The sequence below is a fragment of the Mycolicibacterium rhodesiae genome, from assembly GCF_002086695.1.
GTDB lineage: Bacteria > Actinomycetota > Actinomycetes > Mycobacteriales > Mycobacteriaceae > Mycobacterium > Mycobacterium rhodesiae.
This window is the reverse complement of the sequence record NZ_MVIH01000002.1, coordinates 413,235-433,050: the sequence shown is the minus strand read 5'-3', so window position 1 is coordinate 433,050 and position 19,816 is coordinate 413,235. Positions and strand designations below refer to the sequence as shown.

At 66.8% G+C, this 19,816-nt stretch carries 19 protein-coding genes; 12 read left to right on the top strand and 7 right to left on the bottom strand.

The window, feature by feature from the left end; translation table 11 throughout:
• Positions 1-106 precede the first annotated feature (106 nt).
• On the top strand, positions 107-1,513 hold the full coding sequence (locus BST42_RS05915; RefSeq protein ID WP_083117632.1) for a cytochrome P450: 1,407 nt from the start codon (positions 107-109) through the stop codon (positions 1,511-1,513).
• Here BST42_RS05915 and BST42_RS05910 read toward each other — a convergent pair.
• Positions 1,469-2,473 (bottom strand): VWA domain-containing protein, encoded by a 1,005-nt coding sequence (locus BST42_RS05910; protein WP_207569446.1) that lies wholly within the window; start codon positions 2,471-2,473, stop codon positions 1,469-1,471. The genes BST42_RS05915 and BST42_RS05910 overlap by 45 nt on opposite strands.
• A 64-nt stretch (positions 2,474-2,537) precedes the next feature.
• On the opposite strand from BST42_RS05910, the gene BST42_RS05905 reads away from it, so the two are divergent.
• Genes BST42_RS05905 through BST42_RS05895 form a run of 3 tightly spaced genes read left to right on the top strand, consistent with a single transcriptional unit; the run spans position 2,538 to position 4,075 of the window.
• Entirely contained in the window at positions 2,538-3,572 is a 1,035-nt protein-coding gene (locus BST42_RS05905; RefSeq protein WP_237159291.1) for a VWA domain-containing protein, read from the top strand.
• A 51-nt stretch (positions 3,573-3,623) separates the two neighbouring features.
• Positions 3,624-3,830: a DUF3072 domain-containing protein gene (locus BST42_RS05900; RefSeq protein WP_083117892.1), complete on the top strand. Its 207-nt coding sequence runs from the start codon at positions 3,624-3,626 to the stop codon at positions 3,828-3,830.
• Complete coding sequence (locus tag BST42_RS05895; protein ID WP_435406012.1) at positions 3,830-4,075, top strand: hypothetical protein; 246 nt, start codon at positions 3,830-3,832, stop codon at positions 4,073-4,075. The genes BST42_RS05900 and BST42_RS05895 overlap by 1 nt, the downstream gene beginning before the upstream one ends.
• On the opposite strand, the gene BST42_RS05890 is transcribed toward BST42_RS05895, so the two are convergent.
• Positions 4,072-4,878 (bottom strand): HugZ family pyridoxamine 5'-phosphate oxidase, encoded by an 807-nt coding sequence (locus BST42_RS05890; RefSeq protein WP_083117891.1) that lies wholly within the window; start codon positions 4,876-4,878, stop codon positions 4,072-4,074. The two genes, BST42_RS05895 and BST42_RS05890, sit on opposite strands and share 4 nt — an antisense overlap.
• A 120-nt stretch (positions 4,879-4,998) precedes the next feature.
• Here BST42_RS05890 and BST42_RS05885 point away from each other — a divergent pair, with 120 nt between their 5' ends.
• The 4 genes from BST42_RS05885 to BST42_RS05870 all read left to right on the top strand — a co-directional run bounded on the left by BST42_RS05885 (position 4,999) and on the right by BST42_RS05870 (position 8,844).
• Positions 4,999-6,117 (top strand): ABC transporter substrate-binding protein, encoded by a 1,119-nt coding sequence (locus BST42_RS05885; protein ID WP_083117630.1) that lies wholly within the window; start codon positions 4,999-5,001, stop codon positions 6,115-6,117.
• An 8-nt stretch (positions 6,118-6,125) separates the two neighbouring features.
• Positions 6,126-6,989, top strand: a complete 864-nt coding sequence (locus BST42_RS05880; protein WP_083117629.1) for an ABC transporter permease — start codon at positions 6,126-6,128, stop codon at positions 6,987-6,989.
• Between the two features lie 65 nt (positions 6,990-7,054).
• A complete protein-coding gene (locus BST42_RS05875) occupies positions 7,055-7,771 on the top strand; it encodes an ABC transporter permease (protein ID WP_276009759.1) in 717 nt (238 codons plus the stop codon).
• Positions 7,768-8,844 (top strand): ABC transporter ATP-binding protein, encoded by a 1,077-nt coding sequence (locus tag BST42_RS05870; protein WP_083117627.1) that lies wholly within the window; start codon positions 7,768-7,770, stop codon positions 8,842-8,844. The genes BST42_RS05875 and BST42_RS05870 overlap by 4 nt, the downstream gene beginning before the upstream one ends.
• Here BST42_RS05870 and BST42_RS05865 read toward each other — a convergent pair.
• Positions 8,841-9,518 carry a Crp/Fnr family transcriptional regulator gene (locus BST42_RS05865; protein ID WP_110918484.1) on the bottom strand — a complete coding sequence of 226 codons (678 nt, stop codon included), beginning with the start codon at positions 9,516-9,518 and terminating at the stop codon, positions 8,841-8,843. The genes BST42_RS05870 and BST42_RS05865 overlap by 4 nt on opposite strands.
• Before the next feature lie 90 nt (positions 9,519-9,608).
• On the opposite strand from BST42_RS05865, the gene BST42_RS05860 reads away from it, so the two are divergent.
• The 4 genes from BST42_RS05860 (at position 9,609) to BST42_RS05845 (ending at position 14,163) form a co-directional block, all read left to right on the top strand.
• A complete protein-coding gene (locus BST42_RS05860) occupies positions 9,609-10,097 on the top strand; it encodes a GreA/GreB family elongation factor (protein WP_083117625.1) in 489 nt (162 codons plus the stop codon).
• A 7-nt stretch (positions 10,098-10,104) separates the two neighbouring features.
• Complete coding sequence (locus tag BST42_RS05855) at positions 10,105-11,079, top strand: NADPH:quinone oxidoreductase family protein (RefSeq protein ID WP_083117624.1); 975 nt, start codon at positions 10,105-10,107, stop codon at positions 11,077-11,079.
• Between the two features lie 80 nt (positions 11,080-11,159).
• On the top strand, positions 11,160-12,434 hold the full coding sequence (locus BST42_RS05850; protein ID WP_083117890.1) for a maltokinase N-terminal cap-like domain-containing protein: 1,275 nt from the start codon (positions 11,160-11,162) through the stop codon (positions 12,432-12,434).
• Positions 12,435-12,483: 49 nt separating this feature from the next.
• Entirely contained in the window at positions 12,484-14,163 is a 1,680-nt protein-coding gene (locus BST42_RS05845; RefSeq protein WP_165760800.1) for a sulfatase-like hydrolase/transferase, read from the top strand.
• 19 nt (positions 14,164-14,182) lie between these two features.
• Here the strand turns inward: BST42_RS05845 and BST42_RS05840 are convergent, their stop codons facing one another.
• From BST42_RS05840 to BST42_RS05825, 4 genes are all read right to left on the bottom strand, one after another.
• Positions 14,183-14,470 carry a DUF3618 domain-containing protein gene (locus tag BST42_RS05840; RefSeq protein WP_083117889.1) on the bottom strand — a complete coding sequence of 96 codons (288 nt, stop codon included), beginning with the start codon at positions 14,468-14,470 and terminating at the stop codon, positions 14,183-14,185.
• Entirely contained in the window at positions 14,457-14,867 is a 411-nt protein-coding gene (locus tag BST42_RS05835) for a phage holin family protein (RefSeq protein WP_083117622.1), read from the bottom strand. The genes BST42_RS05840 and BST42_RS05835 overlap by 14 nt, the downstream gene beginning before the upstream one ends.
• A 14-nt stretch (positions 14,868-14,881) precedes the next feature.
• The gene (locus BST42_RS05830; RefSeq protein ID WP_083117621.1) at positions 14,882-15,673 is read right to left on the bottom strand and encodes an SDR family NAD(P)-dependent oxidoreductase; all 792 of its coding nucleotides are present in this window, start codon (positions 15,671-15,673) and stop codon (positions 14,882-14,884) included.
• Positions 15,674-15,746: 73 nt separating this feature from the next.
• The gene (locus BST42_RS05825) at positions 15,747-19,538 is read right to left on the bottom strand and encodes a Calx-beta domain-containing protein (RefSeq protein ID WP_237159263.1); all 3,792 of its coding nucleotides are present in this window, start codon (positions 19,536-19,538) and stop codon (positions 15,747-15,749) included.
• Between the last annotated feature and the right edge of the window lie 278 nt (positions 19,539-19,816).

Here is a 19,816-nt window from a genome sequence, read left to right as displayed (position 1 = left end):
GGGTCAACAGTACTGGGACGGCCACGGGCCGCCGCCGTTGTGCCGCCCGGTACAGCGGCGTACCGTGGCCGGTACAGTGACGTACCGACGGCGGAGGATGGGACCCATGGCGCACGCGACGACCGATCCGGTTCGACTCCCACCCGGCCCCAAAGCCCCACGTCTGCTGCAGGGTGTCCGCTTTCTCACCGCACGACGCGCGGTGGTGGGCGACCTCGGCCGTCGATACGGCTCGGCGGTCACCCTGAATCTGCCGATCTTCGGCAGAACCGTGTTGATCAGCGACCCCGCCCTGATCAAAGATCTGTTCACCACCGGCAGCGACCTGGTGGGGCGGGCCACCAATCTCGGCGAGGTATTGGGCCCGGGCTCGACGTTCAGCCTCGACGGCGAGGAACACCGCGAGCGCCGCAAACTGCTGGTACCGCCGTTCCACGGCAAGCGCATGCACAGCTACGAGGCCATCATCGAAGAAGAAGTGCTGCGCGAGGTCGCGACTTGGCCCGAAGGCATCGAATTCGACACGCTCCCGTCGATGATGAGGATCACGCTCAACGCGATCCTGCGTGCGGTGTTCGGGGCCGAGGGTGCCGCCTTCGATGAGCTGCGCGAGCAGCTGCCCCGCCTGGTGGCCGTCGGATCGCGACTTGCCTTGCTGCCCAGGATCTTTCGGCGTGACTTCGGCCCCCGCAGCCCCGGCGGCGCCCTGCTGCGACACCGCCGGCGCTACGACGAGATCGTTGACTCGCTGATCGCCGACGCCCGTCGCGACCCGGCCTTCGACGAGCGCTCGGACGTCTTGTCGCTGATGCTGCGGGCGAGCTATGAGGACGGCTCGGCGATCCCGGACCGGCATATCGCCGACGAGTTGTTGACCCTGCTGACAGCGGGACACGAGACCACCGCGACCACCCTGGCCTGGCTGGTCGAACGGGTGCGTCGGCACCCGCAGCTGCTCGAGCGTCTGACCGCGGAAGCCGACGCCGGTGGCTCGGAACTTCAGCAGGCGACGATCTGGGAGGTGCAGCGGCTACGGCCCGTCATCGACGGCACATCGCGACGGGCGTTGCGGCGAATCCGCCTCGGCGAGTGGGTGATTCCCGAAGGGCATGTGGTCATCGTCAGCATCCCGATGGCGCACGCCAACCCGGAACGGTTCCTCGGCCCGTCGGTGTTCGACCCGGACCGGTTCGTCGGGAGCCCGCCGGACAACTACGCCTGGATCCCGTTCGGCGGCGGGATCCGCCGCTGCATCGGCGCTGCGTTCGCCAACATGGAGATGAACGTCACCCTTCGAACCATGTTGCGCGAGTTCACTTTCGCGCCCACCGATGCGCCGGGAGAGGCGTACCACTCGCGTGGGATCGCCAACGCCCCGGCTGACGGTGGACGGGCGGTCGTCTACCGGCGGTCCGACGTCGGGACGCCGACCGGCTGGGCGGCTGCTGGGAGTCTGCTGGGAATCGCGTCAGGCGGGGAGCCGGCGGTTCAGCAGAACTCCCGCACCGATTGACAACGCCAGTGCCAGGGCACCGAGTGCCACCCAGCCCGCACTGGCGTCGCCGCGCACCACCTGGTATCCGATCTGCTCGTCGAGAGTCGAGTAGACCCGGTTCAGCTCGCCGAGGCTGGCGGCGCGGAAGGCTTGGCCGCCACTGAGATCGGCAATCCTCGCCAGTGAGGCGTCATCGGTCGGAACCGGAATCGGTTGGCCGTCGACCTGTACCACGCCGTCCGGTGTGCCGAACGAGATCGTCGAGATCGGCACCCCCTGCTCTTTGGCGGCCTGCGCGGCGGTGAACGCCCCACGCGGAGCATCCAGGTTCGGTGGCACCGTCTCCTTGCCGTCGGACTCCAGCACGATGCGGGCCGGCGGTGGCCCGTCACCACCGCCCATCACGGCTCCGGTGGTCGCAATCGCTTGCAGCGCAGTGAAGATGCCCTCGCCCGTCGCGGTGCGCGGCTCGGGAACCAACTTGTCGATCGCGCCCTTGACCTGCTCCCGATCGATCGTCGGCGCGACCAGCAGCGTGGCCCCCGACGAGAACTTCACCAGCCCGAGATTGATGCCCGGGGTGAGCATGTCGGCGAAATGCTTGCCCGCCTCGCGGGCCGCCTCGATGCGGCTGGGCGCAACGTCGGTGGCCGACATCGATTCGGAGACGTCGATGACGAGCATGACGACGGCCCGGTTGCGGGGGATCCGCACGTCGTGGGTGGGCCCGGCCATCGCGGTGGTGAGCAAGGCAAGGGCGGCCACCAGCAGGGCCGCGGGCAGATGCCGCCATCTGCGGGGCTTCTGGCCTGCGGCGACCTGCTCCAGCAGCGCCAGGTTCGCGAAGCGCAACACGCGTCGGCGCCGGCTCCGCTGAACCAGCAGGTAGGCGGCCACCGCGGCGCCGACGACAACGAGGTAGCAGAACAACCACGGGGTTGTGAAGCCCGAAAGTGACAGCGATTTCACAGCATCCACGCCGGCGGGACCACCTCTCAACTAACCCCGGTACAAAGGACACGTTAGCCACAGTTTCTTGGGGCTGGCCGACAGTGATGACAGGAGTGGGTTGTTGCCCGGTATCGGTTCGTTGACCCTGGGCGGGCTGGCGCATCCCGGCCTGCTGGTGCTGGCCGTGATACCTGCACTGCTGCTGGGCCTATACGTCCTCGGGCAACTCCAGCGACGGCGGCGCCTGCAGCAGTTCGGCGAGACGGCGGCTCTGCAGCGGCTGACGCCGAAGCGGCCGCATCGCTTGCGGCACTTGCCTATTGCTCTGTCGATCTGTGCACTGCTGCTGCTCATCGTCGCGCTGGCCGGCCCCACCCATGAGGCCCGCATCCCACGCAACCGGGCGGTCGTGATGCTGGTCATCGATGTCTCACAGTCGATGACAGCCAAAGATGTCGCCCCGACCCGCCTGCGGGCCGCGCAAGATGCGGCCAAGACCTTCGCCCAGCAACTGACCCCCGGGGTGAACCTGGGCTTGGTGTCGTTCAGCGGCAATGTGAATCTGCTGGTGTCGCCGACCCCTGATCACACGGCCACCGTGACCGCATTGGACAAGTTGCAGCCGGACAACTCCACCGCGACCGGTGAGGCGCTGTTCACCTCGCTGGAGGCGATTCAAACCGTGAGCACCGTGCTCAGCGCCGGCGATGCGACGCCACCACCGGCGCGCATCGTGCTGCTGTCCGACGGTGGCGAGAACAAACCCGCGAACCCGGACAATCCGCGCGGGGACTACACCGCCGCGCGATCCGCCAAGGACCAGGGGGTGCCGGTCTCGACGATCACGTTCGGTACCCAGAACGGGGTGGTGACGCTCAAGGACGACACCATCCCGGTGCCGTCGGACGGCACGCAGATGAAGCGGATCGCCGAACTGTCCGGCGGACAGAACTACACCGCCACCAACATCGACGAACTGAACAAGAGCTACGGGGCGGTCCTGCAGCAGGTCGGCTACCAGACGATCAGCGCGCCCGCGACCACCGGCTGGCTGCGGCTCGCCGTCGTTCTGCTGACCGTCGCGGCGTTCCTCGCGCTGGCGGTCAACCGGAATCTGCCCGCGTAGATGTCGGCTCGGCGGGGCATAGCTAGGGCGACAGCAGAGGAGATCCAGCCAATGAGTGACGACACCGCGCCCCGGGAGAACCCCACCAAGGACCAGTCGGAGTGGGTGACCGGCGACGAACCGATGACCGGTCCGCAGCGCAGCTATCTCGGCACCCTGGCCCAGGAGGCCGGCGTCGAAGTGCCCGAACAGCTGACCAAGGCACAGGCATCGGAGATGATCGACGAGTTGCAGAAGAAGACCGGACGAGGTGCCTGATGATCACTCCCGACGATGTTCGCCTGCTTCTCGATGCTGACGCCGACGCCGTGCTGATCCTCATCGAGGGCCGCACCGAGGTGGTCGGCCCCGCTGCGGTGGATTCCGATGACTACCGCGGGGCACTACAGGTGATAACCCGCGCGGAACTGGTCGAGCAGGCCGGCGGCGAACAACTCTCGGATCGGGAACTGTCCGAGCAGGCCGCGGCTCTGGACACCGCGATCTCCGAACTGGGCGGTTAGGTTTGCGCGCCGCGGGCGCGTTTGACCAATTCGACTGAGGCCGAGCGTAATTCGTCGGCCGAGGACAATGGTCCACCGAATCCGACCCGGGTGTACCCGGCACCACGCGGAGTGTCGACCCGAAGATCGAGCCCGTAGCGGTCGACGCCGGTGCACACCGCGGCAGTGGTGTCCGGGTAGCCGCCGAGTGCCCGTGCCATCTCCACCAGAGATTCGGCGTGATCGGCGTTGAGGTGGGCGATGGCACCGGCGGACTGCGGGCGAACCGGGTCGGCGGTCGCCGCCGCGTAGTCCTCGGCCGTCGCCGAATCCATCCGGCCGTAGCCGCCCACCCAGCGCACCCGGTGCACGCGCAGCACCCACAGGGTGAAGTCGGAGTAGTCGACGTAGTACTTCGCCGCCGCAACGGCGGCCAGATGCGCGTCGCGCGCAGCGCGGGCTTCGTCCCCGGTCGGACGTTCCGCGACGCCGGCGAGCGTGATCCGCCCGCTGGCCAGCGGGTCGGTCTCCGTGGTCGGCGCGACGATGGCAAGGCTGGCCCGGGGATCGCCGGCGAGGTTACGACCGTGCTCGGCCATGTTCGACACGCACAGCACCGGCTGACCGTGGAGGAGCCCGTAGGTGACGAACGACGCCCACGGATCACCGGCGGCGGTCAGGGAAGCCAGCGTTGCGGTGTTGGTCGACGCCGCGATACTGCGAGCCTCCTCGGCCGCCGAAGGCCGGGTCGCGTCGACCACGGCGGTCAGCGGCGGCGGAACCGAGGGTGCGTCGCCGGGGTCGCCATGATCGCGTGATGCCACGTCGGCACGATACCGCGCAGGTAATGTCACAGCCGTCGTGACGATCCCGTTCACCGTCGCGAAACACCGCGTACCCCGCGGCGCCACCGGTTCGCTTCGAAGTCATAAGAAGGTTCGGTCATGAGGAACGTACGTCTGATCGCTGTTGTCGCGGCCGCTGTCGTGGTCGCCGGTGTCGCCTGCGCGCCACCGGAGAAGAAATCCGACCGAGGCGGCAACGGCGCCGCGGCAGGCCAAGCGACGTCGCTGGCCGACTTCGGCGGCATGGATGGGCTGATCGCGGCGGCGAAGAAAGAGGGCGAGCTCAATGTGATCGCCCTGCCGCCGGACTGGGCCAACTACGGCGCCATCATCAAGGCGTTCGGCGACAAGTACGGCATCAAGGTGAACTCCGCTCAGCCCGACGCTGCGAGCCAGGACGAGATCAACGCCGCCAATCAGCAGAAGGGCCGCAGCACCGCCCCCGACGTCTTCGACCTCGGTCAGTCGGTGGCGCTGGCCAACAAGGCGATGTTCGCGCCGTACAAGGTCGCGACCTTCGACAGCATCCCCGCCGACCTGAAGGCGGCGGACGGATCGCTGGTCAACGACTACGGCGGATACATGTCGATCGGCTACGACTCCGCGAAGGTTCCCGACCTCAGCACCGTCAACGATCTGTTGAAGCCGGACTACAAGGGCAAGGTCGCCCTCAACGGTGACCCGACCCAGGCGGGCGCCGCCTTCTCCGGTGTGGCCATGGTGGCGCTGTCCCAGGGTGGTTCGGCCGATAATGTCGCGCCCGGCGTCGACTTCTTCGCCAAACTGAAGCAGGCGGGCAACTTCCTGCCGGTCGACCCGACGCCGGCGACCATCGAGTCCGGTCAGACGCCGATCGTCATCGACTGGGACTACCTGAACGCCGCCGAGACCAAGAAGCTGCCCAGCTGGAAGGTGTTCGTGCCGCAGGACGCGGTGCTGGGCGGTTATTACTTCCAGGCGATCAACAAAGACGCGCCGCATCCGGCGGCCGCCCGGTTGTGGCAGGAGTTCCTCTTCAGCGACGAGGGCCAGAACCTCTACCTCGCCGGCGGCGCGCGGCCGGTGCGTGCCGACGCGATGGTCAAGGCCGGGACCATCGACACCGCCGCCTACGAGAAGCTGCCACCGATCAGTGGCAAACCGGTCATCATGACCCAAGCCCAGACCGACGCCGCGACCCGATACCTGGCCGACAACTGGGCCAAAGCGATGGGCTGACGCCGCGCGTGCTCCGCCATCAGTCGCCGGCCCAGCTTCTCCGGCAAGCACTGCCGTTGGCGCCGTTCGGAGTGTTCGTCACGGTCTTCTTGATCATCCCGACGGTGACGGTGATCGTGTCCGCGTTCTACTTGGACGGGGTGTTCTCGCTACAACGAATCGGATTGCTGTTCTCCGGTACCGCGCTGGCCGCGCTGGGCAAGAGTGTGCTGCTCTCGACGGTCACCGCCGCGATCGGAGCTGTGCTGGGTGCGGTGCTGGCGTGGCTGGTGGTGACCAGTTCACCGACGTCACCGATGCGCCGGGTGGTGCTGTCGTTGTGCAGCGTGCTCGCCCAATTCGGCGGCGTGGCATTGGCATTCGCGTTCCTGGCGACGATCGGCCTCAACGGTGTGCTGACGGTCTGGGTGTTCGACCGGTTCGGGTTCAACCTGGCCGGTGACGGTTGGCTGTATTCGTTGCGCGGCCTGATCCTGGTCTACACCTACTTCCAGATCCCGTTGATGGTGATCGTGTTCACCCCGGCACTGGAAGGGTTGCGAGCGGAGTGGCGTGAGGCCGCGGTCAGTTTGGGCGCCTCCCGGTGGGCGTACTGGCGTGAGGTGGGTTTCCCACTGTTGACGCCGGCGTTCCTCGGCTCGGCATTGTTGCTGTTCGCCAACGCCTTTGCCGCCTACGCGACCGCCGCGGCGTTGGTCAGCCAGGGTAGCCCGATCCTGCCGTTGCTCATCCGCTCGGCGCTGACGTCGGAGGTGGTGCTCGGGCAGTCCGGGTTCGCCTACGCGCTGGCACTGGAGATGGTGGTCGTGGTCGCGGTGGTGATGGTCGCCTACAACGTGCTGGTGCGACGGACGTCGAGGTGGCTGCAGTGAATCGGGTCGGGAGGGCCGTGCTGCTGACGCTGTTCGGGGTGTTCTTCCTGTTCCCGCTGTATGCAATGGCGGACTTCAGTACCCGCAACCTCATTCACGGCGGACGCACGCTGCAGGCGTGGAAGAACCTGATACAGAACGAGATGCTGTACCAGGCGATCATCGTCTCGTTGTTGCTTGCGGTGTTCACCGTCGCGCTGATGCTGGTGATTCTGGTCCCGACGATGATCTGGGTGCGGCTGCGCGCACCGTGGGGCAAACGGCTGATCGAATTCCTCTGCCTGCTGCCCTTGACCATCCCCGCGCTGGTGATCGTGGTGGGGCTGCGCAACGTCTACCTGTGGGTGGTCTACTTCCTCGGGGAGTCGGCGTTGACGCTGACGTTCGTCTACGTGGTCCTTGTGCTGCCGTTCGCGTACCGGTCCCTCGATGGTGCCTTGTCGTCGATCGACCTGAAAACCCTTGCCGAAGCGGCACGTTCACTCGGCGCAGGTTGGACTACCACGATCCTGCGGGTGGTGGTGCCCAACATCTGGTCGGGCATTCTCTCGGCCGCGTTCATCTCGATCGCTGTGGTGCTGGGCGAGTACACCATCGCGTCGTTGAGCGGATACCAGAACCTGCAGGTGGTGATCGTCGCCATCGGCAAGAGTGACGGGCCGACCTCGGTGGCGGCGTCGCTGGCGACACTGCTGTTCGGTTTCGTCCTGCTGCTGATCCTCTCGCTGGTGACCCGCCGTCACCGGCACGCAGGCGTCGCCAACGGGAAAGGAAGCCGATGACCGGAAACGGTGTGGCCGTCGATTTCACCGATGTGACAAGGATCTACGGCGGAGCCGGCGGAAGAGACGGTACCGGGACTGTTCACGCTCTCGACGGGCTGACACTGCACCTGGAGCCCGGCGAGATGGTCGCACTGCTCGGTCCGTCGGGATGCGGCAAGACCACCGCGCTGCGGATCCTGGCCGGGCTCGACGAGCCGACCGCGGGCCGGGTCGCTGTCGGCGGCGCCGACATCACCGGTGTGCCGCCCAACAAGCGGGACATGGGCATGGTGTTCCAGGCTTATAGCCTGTTCCCGCATCTGACCGTTCTCGACAACGTCGCGTTCGGGCTCAAGCTGCGCGGCAAGAGCAAAGCCGACCGCACCGCCAAAGCCGCCGACATGCTCGATCTGGTGGGGTTGTCCGAACACAAGCAGAAGTACGCCAGCCAGCTGTCCGGCGGCCAGCAGCAGCGGGTGGCGCTGGCGCGTGCCCTTGCCATCGCGCCGCGGGTGCTACTGCTGGACGAGCCGTTGTCGGCCCTCGACGCGAAGGTGCGCGCGCAGTTGCGCGACGAGATCCGGCGGGTCCAACTCGAAGTCGGGACGACGACGCTGTTCGTCACCCACGACCAGGAGGAAGCACTGGCCGTCGCCGACCGGGTCGGCGTGATGAACCAGGGCCGGCTGGAACAGATCGCCGCGCCCGCCGACGTCTACGCCCATCCGGCCACCCCGTTCGTCGCCGAGTTCGTGGGCTTGAACAACAAGGTCGACGTCCAGGTCGTCGACGGGCGGGTCCGACTGATGGGGGCCACACTGCCTGCCGCCGCCGGCTCGGTGGCGACGGGCGCCGGCGTCGCGCTGGTGCGGCCGGAGTCGGTGCGGATCGACGCCGACCCCGACGGTTCGGCCGTCGTCGCCTCGGTCTCGTTCCTGGGCCCGATCTCGTTGATCCACTGCACATTTGACGACGGCACCCGACTGGTCGCCCAGAGCTCGAGCGCTCATGCCGCGGCGCTTGGCTCGGGCGATCGGGTCGCCGTGCGCGTCGAGCAATCGGAGGTGCTGGTGATTCCGGCGGCTGCCTAGACCTGGGCCCGCCGCGCCAGGCGCTCGGTGTCGGAGATCAGTAATCCCTTGGAGCGCAGCTCAATCCAACCACGGTGGGTGAAATCGTTGAGTACCTTGTTGACGGTCTCGCGCGACGAGCCCACCAGCTGTGCGATCTCATCCTGGGTCAGATCATGGTCGACCAGCACCGAGCCGTCGCGTTGCACGCCGAACCGCTGGGCCAGCCGCAACAGCAGCTTCGCCACTCTGCCGGGCGCGTCATTGAACACCAGATCCGTACGGCTTGACGTCATCCGGCGCAGTTGGCGGGCCAGCACGCGCATGAGTTGTTCGGCGACTTCCGGCCGCGGGGCCATCCATGCGCGCAGCACCTCCCGGTCCATCGCCACGGCCTCAACGTCGGTCAGAGCCCTGGCACTGGAGATCCGCGGGCCGGAATCCAATATCGCCAACTCGCCGAACATGTCCGACGGACCGAGGATGTGGAAGAGGTTCTCCCGACCGTCGTCGGCGGAGCTGCCGATCTTCACCTTGCCGTTGACGATGATGTAGAGGAATTCCCCGTGCTCGCCCTGCTCGAATATCACCTCGCCGGAGTCGAACCGCTGGCTGACCAGGCTGTCGCACAGTTCAGCGACGTCGCGTGGGTCGGCGCCGCGGAACAGCGCGGCATTGGCCAAATTCGGGTGCACGTGAGTGCCGGTACCCGCCGTCGTGCCGCCCAAACGGAAAGTCCCCGAAGACAGCATCTTCGGGGCAGGCACACAGGTACGTTGTCGGGCATGGCTCAGGATGAGGGAACGCCGAATTTTGCCGCGCAGGAACGCGACCGGATCGAAGAGGAGCTCGCCGAGTTGCGTAGCCGCCGAGATCAGATGCGTGCTGAACTGCAGGGCGACGCCGACACGGTCGGAGACCGCGGCGATGCCGCCGACGCGCTGCAACGGTCGGAGGATCTGGCCGGCATCGACGAACAGATCAACCGGTTGACCTGGCTGCTCGCCGGGGGAAATGCCGACGCCCCAGGGCAACTGCCCAACGGCACGGAGGTGACCGTGCGCTTCCCGGGTGATGACGCGCCGGTGCGCATGCGGATCATCCACTTCCTCGAGGAGACGCCGGCCGGCGAAGAGGACACCACGCTGACCTCCGACAGCCCGCTCGGTCTAGCGTTGTTCGGGCGCCGGGCGGGTGAGACCGTCACCTACTCGACGCCCCGGGGCGAGCTGCAGGTGGAGCTGCTGGCCATCGACATTCCGAACGAGCGATAGAGGTGTGATGCGGGCGATACGGGTGACCGAACTGGCCGGTCCGGAGTCGGTGCGGCTGGTCGAGATCGACGAGCCGACCGACCAGAGCGCGATCCTGGTCGACGTCCACGCCGCCGGGGTGGCCTTCCCGGACGCGTTGCTCACCCGTGGGCTCTATCAGTACAAGCCGGAACTGCCCTTCACGCTGGGAGCTGAGGTCGCGGGCGTCGTGCGGTCCGCCCCCGCCGACGCGCCGGTGAAAGCCGGCGACCGGGTCGTCGGTCTGACGATGATCACCGGTGCGATGGCCGAGACCGTGGTGCTCACCCCGGACCGGGTGTTCCCGCTGCCGGACAACGTCAGCTTCGAGGCCGGCGCCGGTCTGCTGTTCAACGACCTGACCGTGTACTTCGCTCTGACCGTGCGCGGCAGGCTGGCCAAGGGCGAGTCGGTGCTCGTGCACGGCGCGGCCGGCGGCATCGGCACCTCCACACTGCGCCTGGCGCCCGCGCTGGGCGCCAGCCGGGTGATCGCGGTGGTCAGCACCGAGGACAAGGCGGACGTGGCCAGGGCGGCCGGCGCCACCGACGTCGTGCTCGCCGACGGGTTCAAGGATGCGGTCGCCGAGCTGACCGGCGGCAAGGGTGTCGACATCGTCATGGACCCGGTGGGCGGCGCCCGGTTCACCGACTCGCTGCGCTCGCTGGCGCCGGCCGGACGGCTGCTGGTGGTCGGATTCACCGGAGGTGATATCCCGACCGTCAAGGTAAATCGGCTGCTGCTCAACAATATCGACGTTGTCGGAGTCGGCTGGGGGGCGTGGACCATGACGCATCCCGGAGCGCTGACCGAGCAGTGGGACGGATTGGCCGAGTTGCTGACCTCCGGTGCGCTGGCCGCGCCGCAGCCCGAGGTGTATCCGCTGGAGCAGGCCGCCGCGGCGGTGGCCTCGCTGGAGAATCGCACCGCCAAAGGCAAGGTCGTGGTCCGCGTCAGAGACTGACCTGCGGACGGTTCGGTTCACCCGGCGGCGGGTAGTGAAACCTTGATGCGCCCGTCCGAGGAGAAGCAATGAGCTCACCGGTGACCCTGCCCTGGACCGAGTGGCTGCCGACCCAGCGGTGGTATGCCGGTCGCAACCGAACCGTGGTGTCCGCCGACACCGCCGACGTGGTACCGCTGCGTCCACACCTCGACCTGATGCTGGTCGACGTCACCTACACCTCTGGGGCCGCTGAGCGGTATCAGGTTGTCGTCCAATGGGATTCGACCCCGCCGTCAAAAGAAGGCGCCATCATCACCGACGGCGCCTTCGACGGCCTGCACGACCCGTCCTCGGCGCAGTTCCTGCTGTCGCTGATGGACTCGGGCACCACGATCGGCAACGTCACCTTCACCAAGGAGCCCGGTGTCAGTCTGCCGCTCGACGTCACTCCGCGGGTGTCGACCGCCGAGCAGAGCAACACCAGTGTGGTGTTCGCCGACCAGGCGATCTTCAAGCTGTTCCGTCGGCTCGCCGCGGGCATCAACCCCGACATCGAACTGAACCGGGTGCTGGGCCGGGCCGAGAACCGGCACGTTGCCCGGCTGCTGGGCTCGTTCGACACCACGATGGACGGCCAGCCGTGCCCGCTGGGGATGGTGACGGCCTTCGCCGCGAATTCGACCGAAGGCTGGGACATGGCCACGGCGAGCACCCGCGCGTTGACGGCCGACGGCGCCGGCGACGGGTTTTCGGGGGAGGCCTACGAATTGGGCAGGGCGGTGGCGTCGGTGCACGCGACGCTGGCTGCGGAGCTGGGGACGTCGACCGATGTGCTGCCCGTCGATGTGATGCGTGAGCGGTTGGCGGCGGCTGCGTCGGCCGTGCCGGAGCTCGCCGAGTATCGGGCCGCGATCGAGGAGCGCTACGCCAAGGTTGCCGAGGAGCCTGTGGTGGTACAGCGTGTCCACGGCGACCTGCATCTGGGTCAGGTGCTGCGCACGGCGGACGGCTGGCTACTGATCGACTTCGAGGGTGAGCCGGGGCAGCCGGTCGAGGAGCGGCGCAGGCCCGACTCGGCGATGCGCGACGTCGCGGGCATGCTGCGGTCGTTCGAGTATGCGGCGTATCAGCAACTGGTGGATCGGACCCCGGATCCCGAGCTCGCGGCCCGAGTGAAGGACTGGGTGGACCGCAACTGCGCGTCGTTCTGCGACGGGTACGCCGCCGAAGCCGGTACCGACCCGCGTGATCATGCCGCGGTGCTGGCCGCCTACGAGTTGGACAAAGCGGTGTACGAGGCCGGCTACGAGGCGAGGTTCCGGCCCAACTGGCTCAACATTCCGATGCGTTCGATCGCTCGCCTGGTCGGCTGAGCTGCCTTCGCGGTCCCGAGCCAGTTCTTAGATCGGCTAGTAAGTTGGGCTGATGGCAGTCAAGCGCAGGACAGCACTCGGGACCGCGGCAGTGGTCGGAGCCGCCGCGGCCGGGCTCGGCGGCGTCGAACTCCTCACCCAGGCGCAGCGACCGCGAACCGGGACCTCCGCCGAGGGCAAACCCAACATTCTGGTCGTCATCGTCGACCAGATGCGCACCCCGCAGTGGTTTCCCGACGCCGCAGCGTTGGATGCCCGCCTGCCCCACCTGAGCGCACTGCGCCGTGCCAGCGTGTCCTTCGAACGGCACTACACAGCGTCGAACATGTGCACTCCGGCCCGAGGGACGCTGACCACGGGCCTGTATTCACACCAGACCGGTTGTCTGTTCACCGGTGACGGGGCCACCGAGTCGACGCTGGCACCGCAGTTTCCGACCTGGGGCACGCTGCTGCGTGACCGCGGCTACCGCACCTGGTGGTGGGGCAAGTGGCACCTGGGCGCCGAAGCGGACAACACCCCTGATGGTCTGGATGCGCACGGCTTCGCCGGCGGTACCTACCCGTCCCCGAACGGCGGGCCGAGCCAGGGTCTGCACCAGGATCCCCACATCACCGACCAGTTCGTCGAGTGGTTCGACCAGCATGCGGCGGACGGGCCGTGGTGTACGACGGTGTCACTGGTGAACCCGCACGACATCATGTGGTGGCCGAGAAGCCCGCTGCCCGAGGATGTTCCGCGGGTCTTCACCGACCTGCCAGTCAACTTCGAAACGCCCGAGGACATCCGTCGCCGCAACAAGCCGCAGTTGCAACTGGACTACATCGACTTCATGAGCCCGCTCATCACCGGCGCGTTGCCCTACACGGGTCCCGACGTCACCAGGCAGTGGGCGCGGGGCCTGGACATGTACCTGTGGCTTCAGCAGCAGGTCGATGCCCAGATTGGGCGCGTGACGCAGACTTTGGCATCGCGCCCCGACATCGATCGCAACACGATCGTGGTGTTCACATCCGACCACGGTGAATACGCTGGATCACACGGAATGCGCGGTAAGGGCGCGAGCATGTACGAAGAGGGCATCAGGGTGCCTCTCTACCTCCGCGACCCGTCCGGCCGGCTCACCCCCAGGCCCGGTGCGACGCGGGACCAGTTGACCTCGAGCGTCGATCTGGCGCCGCTGCTGCTGACGATCGCCGATGGCGGCAACGGCTGGCGGACCGACCCGGGATGCGAACATCTGGCGCGCCGGGCCGACCTGGCCGCGATCGCCGCCGATGCCACCGCCCCCGGTCGGCCCTGGATAGCACACGTCACCGACGACGTGTCGGTCGAGGAGATGGCTGCCTTGATGACCTCCGACCGGGTGCGAAATATGCTGGGTATCAACGACAATCCCACGCACATTCCGACGACGGCCCCGAGTCACCTCGTCGCGGTCCGCACCCGTGACGCGAAGTTCGGTAGCTACGGGTACTGGCGGCCCGGCGGTATGCAGATCGACACCTCGCGCCCGATCGATCACGAGCTGTATGACTACGCGACCCCGGAGGGTCTGCGCGAGATCGACAACCAGGCGGGGCGCAACGCCAAACAGGCTGCGCTACAAGCATTGCTGGACAATGAGGTCATTCCCGAAGTTCAGGAGCCGCTTCCGCAGGCGCTCCGCGCGGCCCAGGAACTGGGGCTGGCCAACCTCCAGCAGGTCGCCGCCGCCCGCGGGGCCTGAGCCGGCCGGGCCGAACCGCTCAGTGTTGCCCACCGCGGTGCCGGCGCCAGGCGATCACGCCGACGATCGCGCCGCCGAGCGCAATAGCGATCGGCACCGCTCTGGATCGGATCGGCTGGGTCTTCTCCGCGAACAGCTGTTTGGATTCGTCGACCTTCCGCCGGGCCTGCTGCGGGACATCGAGTTTGGCGGCCAGCGCGGATGCGGTCTCGCCCAGAGCTGCTCGCGTCTGCTCGATGTCAGCCTCCAGCTCGTCCTTGTCTGCGCGCGGGCCAGGGTCCGGTCGTGCGCCATCAGCCACGGACATGTGCTGCACCTTTCACCTCGTGGATGTCTTTCTTCACGCTGGCAACGGCTTCTGGAGCGGCCGGAGTCACTTGCTCGAGTTGCGCACGACTCAGCAGTGCCGTCATCCCAGCTATGACCAGCAAAACCGCTCCCGCGATCAACGCCGCCGCCCACACCGGCAATACAAGTGCCAAGGCCGCGATCGCGGCGGCCAACAACGCCAGCGCGCCGAACAGCGCGAGTAGCCCGGCCATGCTGATCAGACCGGCACCCACCCCGGCATGACGTGCGGAGTCCTGAAATTCCTTCTGCGCCAAGCGCAGTTCGTCGCGCACCAACCGCGACGTCTGTGCCGACAACTGGGAGACCAGCTCGCCGAGTGGGGCGTCGGCCGCCTGGCCGGTTTCGGAACTCATCTCATATCCTCCTGTCATCGGGGCACCGGGGCCGAAAGCAACCGGTTTGCCACCGCCTTGGCCGAATCAGGCAGCACCTTGTTGGCCAACCCGATCATCTTGGTACTCAACGACTCTGCGACAACCTTCTCATCACCGCGCATCAGCGCTTCGAAACCTTGCCTCGCAACCTCGGCGGGGTCATCCTTGTATCTCATCCGGCCGATCGGCGTGTCGGCCATTTTTGCGCGGTGGAAGAAGTTGGTGTCGGTAGGGCCGGGCATCAACGAGGTGACGGTGACATCGGTGTCGCCGAGCTCATCGCGCACCGCTTCGGCGAGCGATTGGATGAACGACTTGGAAGCGTTGTACACCGGCTGGTACGAGCCAGGCATGGTCGAGGCTATCGACGAGGTGAACAGAACCTTGCCCGAATTGCGGTGGGCCATGTCGCGCAGAACGAGCTTGGCCAGTTGCACCGTGCCGCGGACGTTGAGGTCGACGATGTCGAAATCGTCCTCGATTTCCGTGTCGACGAACTTTCCTCCACGACCAACCCCGGCGTTCAGGGCTGCTGCAGCCAGTGGCTGGTCGGAGTCGGTCACCATGTGGTAGAGCTGCGCGACGCCCTCGGCGGTGCGCAGATCCACCTGCACTGCCTCGGCAGACGCGCCATCGCGGGCGAGTGTGGCGGCCGCAGCTACGATGCCGTCGTCCTCGGCGGCTACGACCACGTCGTAGCCATGGGTGGTGAACTGCTGTGCCAGCTGATAACCGATTCCACTGGACGCGCCAGTGATCAGGGCGAGCGGCCTTGGAGCTGTCATGTTGCGACGGCTACCCCGCGAAAGCCCGGTCAAACGGCCCAGCCGGCGCGGACGTCCGGCGAATCGCGCTAACTCACAGCGACACAGGCGCCGAACGGTCAAGGGCGGTCAGGTTGTTGCCGAGCGGATCGCCGAGGGCCACCATGCTCTGGAAATACTCGATCACCCGCTTGTCTGAGACGTCCAGTGCGGGCCATTGCGGCCAGTCCCAGGTGTCGTTCATGAACGGTTGCATCTGATCGTGGCTGAGAACCGTCAAATGGTTGACGTCGTGGGCGGTGGCGGAACCCTCGAGGACGAGGCGGCCGTTCGCCCGATCGTGCATCCATCCGCCGTAGTGCGGCTCCATTTTCAGGGTGTCGATGAAGGCCGTCTCACCACCGGTGTCCATGAGGTACTCGGCGAAGCCGGGATGGCCGTACTGCGCCACCATGGCCATCACATCGGCCGCCGAACCGAGTCGCGCTGTCCGTTCGATGTCCGCCACGATCTGCGGGGTGTACTTGTCGTCGGCTATCCAGCCGACTTTGGCGCCCTGCATGGCGTAATACAGTCCGACGCCCTGCAGATCCTGGTTCCAGGCCTGCGCGTTGTTGGTCAGCTTGTTGGCGAACGCCCAGTTGCCGACATCCTCGAGGGCCACTGTGCCCAGGCCGGCGAACGTGCGCTGGTCGTTGTAGGCGACCAGCGCCTCGGTCGTGATCGCCGTCCGGCCACCCGCGAGCGCGTCCATGCCGGTGTGGCTGCTGCCGTGGAACATGCCAAACGACATGATGTCGGTGTACTGGCCGCTTGCCGGGGGATCGGGCATCGGCATCCCGGGGTCGGTCGGCGGAGTCTGCGTGCCGCCCCCGGGTGTTGTGCCCACCGGACGATCGAGGATGGTTCCCATGCCGGCCGTGTCGGTGAGCGTCGCGCCCGAGGGATTCGACAACATGACGGTGAACGTCTCGCTGCTTTCCGCCAGGGAATCGCTCTTCACCGGAACGGTGATCACCTTCTGGGTCTCGCCGGGCGCGAAAGTGACTGTGCCCGTGACGCTGACGTAGTCGAGCCCTGCGGTCGCGGTGCCGTTCGACGTTGCGTACTGCACCGTCACGTTCTGGGTTGACGGCGAGGCCAGCGTCACCACGAACGACGCCACCGACGTGCCACTTCCCCCGGTGAATTCGATGGGCGTCAGGTAGGCCATCTTGTTCTGGTTGATCGTCTTCCAGTCGTCGGCCAGGATGCCCCCGGTATCACCGGAATTCGGGTTCCACGACCAATACGTCCAACTCATGTCTTCGGTTCCGGCGGCGATGTCGACCGTGCCGTTGTTGTCGAAATCGCCCGACAAGTAGGACGTCAGCGCCTCGAACCAGACGGCATCCTTGGGATCGGTGAGTTTGGTGCCGAACTCACCGACGTAGATCGGCGCGATGTTGTCCTCGTAGATGTAACCCCAGGCTTTCCGGAAGACGCCGGGCAGGCCGGCCCCGAAGTTGGCGGTCTGGAACCAGGGTTGGGCGTATACGGAGTTCGGATAGTCGTGCGGCGAGTAGACGACCCGGTTGGGCACGTCGAGCACGATCGGGCGGTCCTTGACTCCCATCAGATTGCCGCCCCACCAATAGTTCTGGCCTTGATAGGTTCCGACCCCTTCGACGAAGATCAGAAGGTTCGGATTCGCCTGCAGGACAGCGTTTCCGGCTCGTTCCGCCGCGCGCGCCCAGTCGTTGGCCCCGCCGCCGCCCCAGGTCCCGTTGTACGGCTCGTTGTGAAGATCGAAGCCGATGACGGTCGGATTGTCCTTGTAGCGGGTGGCCAGCGTCTGCCAGTCGGAGACCCATTGGTCTTCGGAGTATGCGCTGTTGTACCAGAGCCCGTTCTCACTTGTTCCAGCACCGGCGGTGCTGCGGTGGTGGTCGAGGATGACCCGCATCCCATCCTGGCCGGCGTAGGCGATGATCTGATCCAGCACCTGCATACGGGACAGTCCTTGCAGGTCCGGGTTCAGGTTGTAGTTGATACCGGACGGCGCCGCGGAGGTGTGCAGCATCTCGCTGGAGTACGGGATGCGAATGGTGTTGAAGCCCTGGGCCGACATCTGGTCGATCATGTCTTTGTAGTTGCGGGTCCACAGACCGTCCGGCACCCCGTTGGAGCCCTCCGCGCCGAACCAGTTGACGCCCGAGATCTGGACGGGTTTGCCCTGGGAATCCAGGATCTGGTTGCCCGAGGTGTGTAGGAATCCTGCCGCCATGCCGGTGGAGCCGGGTTCCGTCGCCGATGCATCGGAGATGCTGAGGCCGGGCGTTGTCGCCACGTCGTCGTTGGTGATGGTGCCGGTGGCGGTGCCGCGGGAGATGGTCGCTCCGGAGGGGTTGGACAGCGCGACGGTGAAGGTTTCGTCTGCTTCGACGGTCGTATCGCCGGTGATCTTGACGGTGACGGTCTGGGAGGTCACGCCGGCTGCGAAGGTGAGAGTGCCTGTGGTGCTGGTGAAGTCGGCTCCAGCGGTGGCGGTGCCGTTACCGGTGGTGTAGTTGACGGTGACGGGTGTCGTCGCGGCCTTGGACAGCGTGACGGTGAAGGTGGCGTTGCTCGAGCCGCTGTTGCCCTCGGCGACCGTCACATCGGCGATCGAGATGGTGGGGGTGGTCGGCGGGGTGCTGACGGCGACGCCGTTGACCGTGAGGTTGGTCGGCGCCGAGCCGACGGCGCCCGGGGTGGCTTGATAGCCGAACGATGTGGTCTGGCCTGCGGCGACGGTGGCGTTGTAGGACATGTTGCTGATCACGTAGTGGGTGCCGACGTGGCTGGTGATCTGGCCGTTCCAGATGTTGGTGATCTGGGCGGGCGTATCGAATTCGACCGTCCAGCCGTTGAGGTTCTGGCCTGCGGTCACCGTGATGTTCGCGTTGTGCCCTGAACCCCAGTCGCTGGCCACGCTGTAGGTGACCGAGTTGGTGCCCGGGTTCGACGCGACGTCGTCGTTGGTGATGGTGCCGGTGGCGGTGCCGCGGGAAATCGTCGCTCCGGAGGGGTTGGACAGCGCGACGGTGAAGGTTTCGTCTGCTTCGACGGCCGTGTCGCCTGCGACTTTGACGGTGACGGTCTGGGAGGTCACGCCGGCTGCGAAGGTGAGAGTGCCTGTGGTGCTGGTGAAGTCGGCTCCGGCGGTGGCGGTGCCGTTGCCGGTGGTGTAGTTGACGGTGACCGGTGTGGTGGCTGCCTTCGACATCGTGACGGTGAGGGTGGCGTTGCTCGACCCGCTGTTGCCCTCGGTCACCGTCGTATCGGCGATCGAGATGGTGGGGGTGGTCGGCGGGGTGCTGACGGCGACGCCGTTGACCGTGAGGTTGGTCGGAGCCGAGCCGACGGCACCTGGGGTGGCTTGATAGCCGAAGGTGGTGCTCTTGCCTGCGGCGACCGCACCGTTGTAAGACATGTTGCTGATCACGTAATGGGTGCCGACGTGGCTGGTGATCTGGCCGTTCCAGATGTTGGTGATCTGGGCGGGCGTATCGAACTCGACGGTCCAGCCGTTCACGGCGGCCCCGCCAGCGGTGACGGCGATGTTGGCGGTGTGACCCGAGCCCCAGTCGGAGACCACGCTGTAGGTGGCGGTCGGCGTCGAACTCGTGAGCGCGGCCGCTTTCCCGGTGGCCTGAGGCATCCCCAGCAGCGACTGGGTCTGCCGGTACAAGCCGACAAGCAGATCGTTGATCGGGTTACCGACCGGCAGGGCCGGAATGACCGGCGCGATCCCCAGTGAGCGCAGTACCTGCGCCGGCGACGGAAGTGTCAGGGGGATCTGCAGCAGACTCGGCGGCGCGAATGCCACCTTTCGAGCCGCGGCCGGCGGTGCGATGTCCGTCATGGCGCTGCTGAGCGTCTCGGCCGACGCTGCTAGCGCGTTGCTGTCCGATTCGACCGTTCGGACCGGTACGGGCGTGGAGGCGCCCGCCGTCTTGTTGCCAGACGAGGGTCGAGGCGTGAGGCGAGAAGTTAGCGTACTAGCGGTCTTCGATGAGTCGGTGCCCGACGAAGGTGAATCGGCGGCCCGTGGCTTGGGCGCCTGCTGCCGAGCCGTGTGACCGCCGGGAGACTTGCCCGACGCAGCATTGCGCGTCGCGCCACCCGTCGACGATGCACCGC

Excerpts from the sequence above, each read along its gene's own strand:
- BST42_RS05915 (WP_083117632.1), top strand. The coding sequence starts at position 107 with ATGGCGCACGCGACGACCGATCCGGTTCGACTCCCACCCGGCCCCAAA.
- BST42_RS05900 (WP_083117892.1), top strand. The coding sequence starts at position 3,624 with ATGAGTGACGACACCGCGCCCCGGGAGAACCCCACCAAGGACCAGTCG.
- BST42_RS05895 (WP_435406012.1), top strand. The coding sequence starts at position 3,830 with ATGATCACTCCCGACGATGTTCGCCTGCTTCTCGATGCTGACGCCGAC.
- BST42_RS05885 (WP_083117630.1), top strand. The coding sequence starts at position 4,999 with ATGAGGAACGTACGTCTGATCGCTGTTGTCGCGGCCGCTGTCGTGGTC.
- BST42_RS05875 (WP_276009759.1), top strand. The coding sequence starts at position 7,055 with ATGGCGGACTTCAGTACCCGCAACCTCATTCACGGCGGACGCACGCTG.
- BST42_RS05870 (WP_083117627.1), top strand. The coding sequence starts at position 7,768 with ATGACCGGAAACGGTGTGGCCGTCGATTTCACCGATGTGACAAGGATC.
- BST42_RS05860 (WP_083117625.1), top strand. The coding sequence starts at position 9,609 with ATGGCTCAGGATGAGGGAACGCCGAATTTTGCCGCGCAGGAACGCGAC.
- BST42_RS05855 (WP_083117624.1), top strand. The coding sequence starts at position 10,105 with ATGCGGGCGATACGGGTGACCGAACTGGCCGGTCCGGAGTCGGTGCGG.
- BST42_RS05840 (WP_083117889.1), bottom strand. The coding sequence starts at position 14,470 with ATGTCCGTGGCTGATGGCGCACGACCGGACCCTGGCCCGCGCGCAGAC.
- BST42_RS05835 (WP_083117622.1), bottom strand. The coding sequence starts at position 14,867 with ATGAGTTCCGAAACCGGCCAGGCGGCCGACGCCCCACTCGGCGAGCTG.
- BST42_RS05830 (WP_083117621.1), bottom strand. The coding sequence starts at position 15,673 with ATGACAGCTCCAAGGCCGCTCGCCCTGATCACTGGCGCGTCCAGTGGA.
- BST42_RS05825 (WP_237159263.1), bottom strand. The coding sequence starts at position 19,538 with ATGACGGACATCGCACCGCCGGCCGCGGCTCGAAAGGTGGCATTCGCG.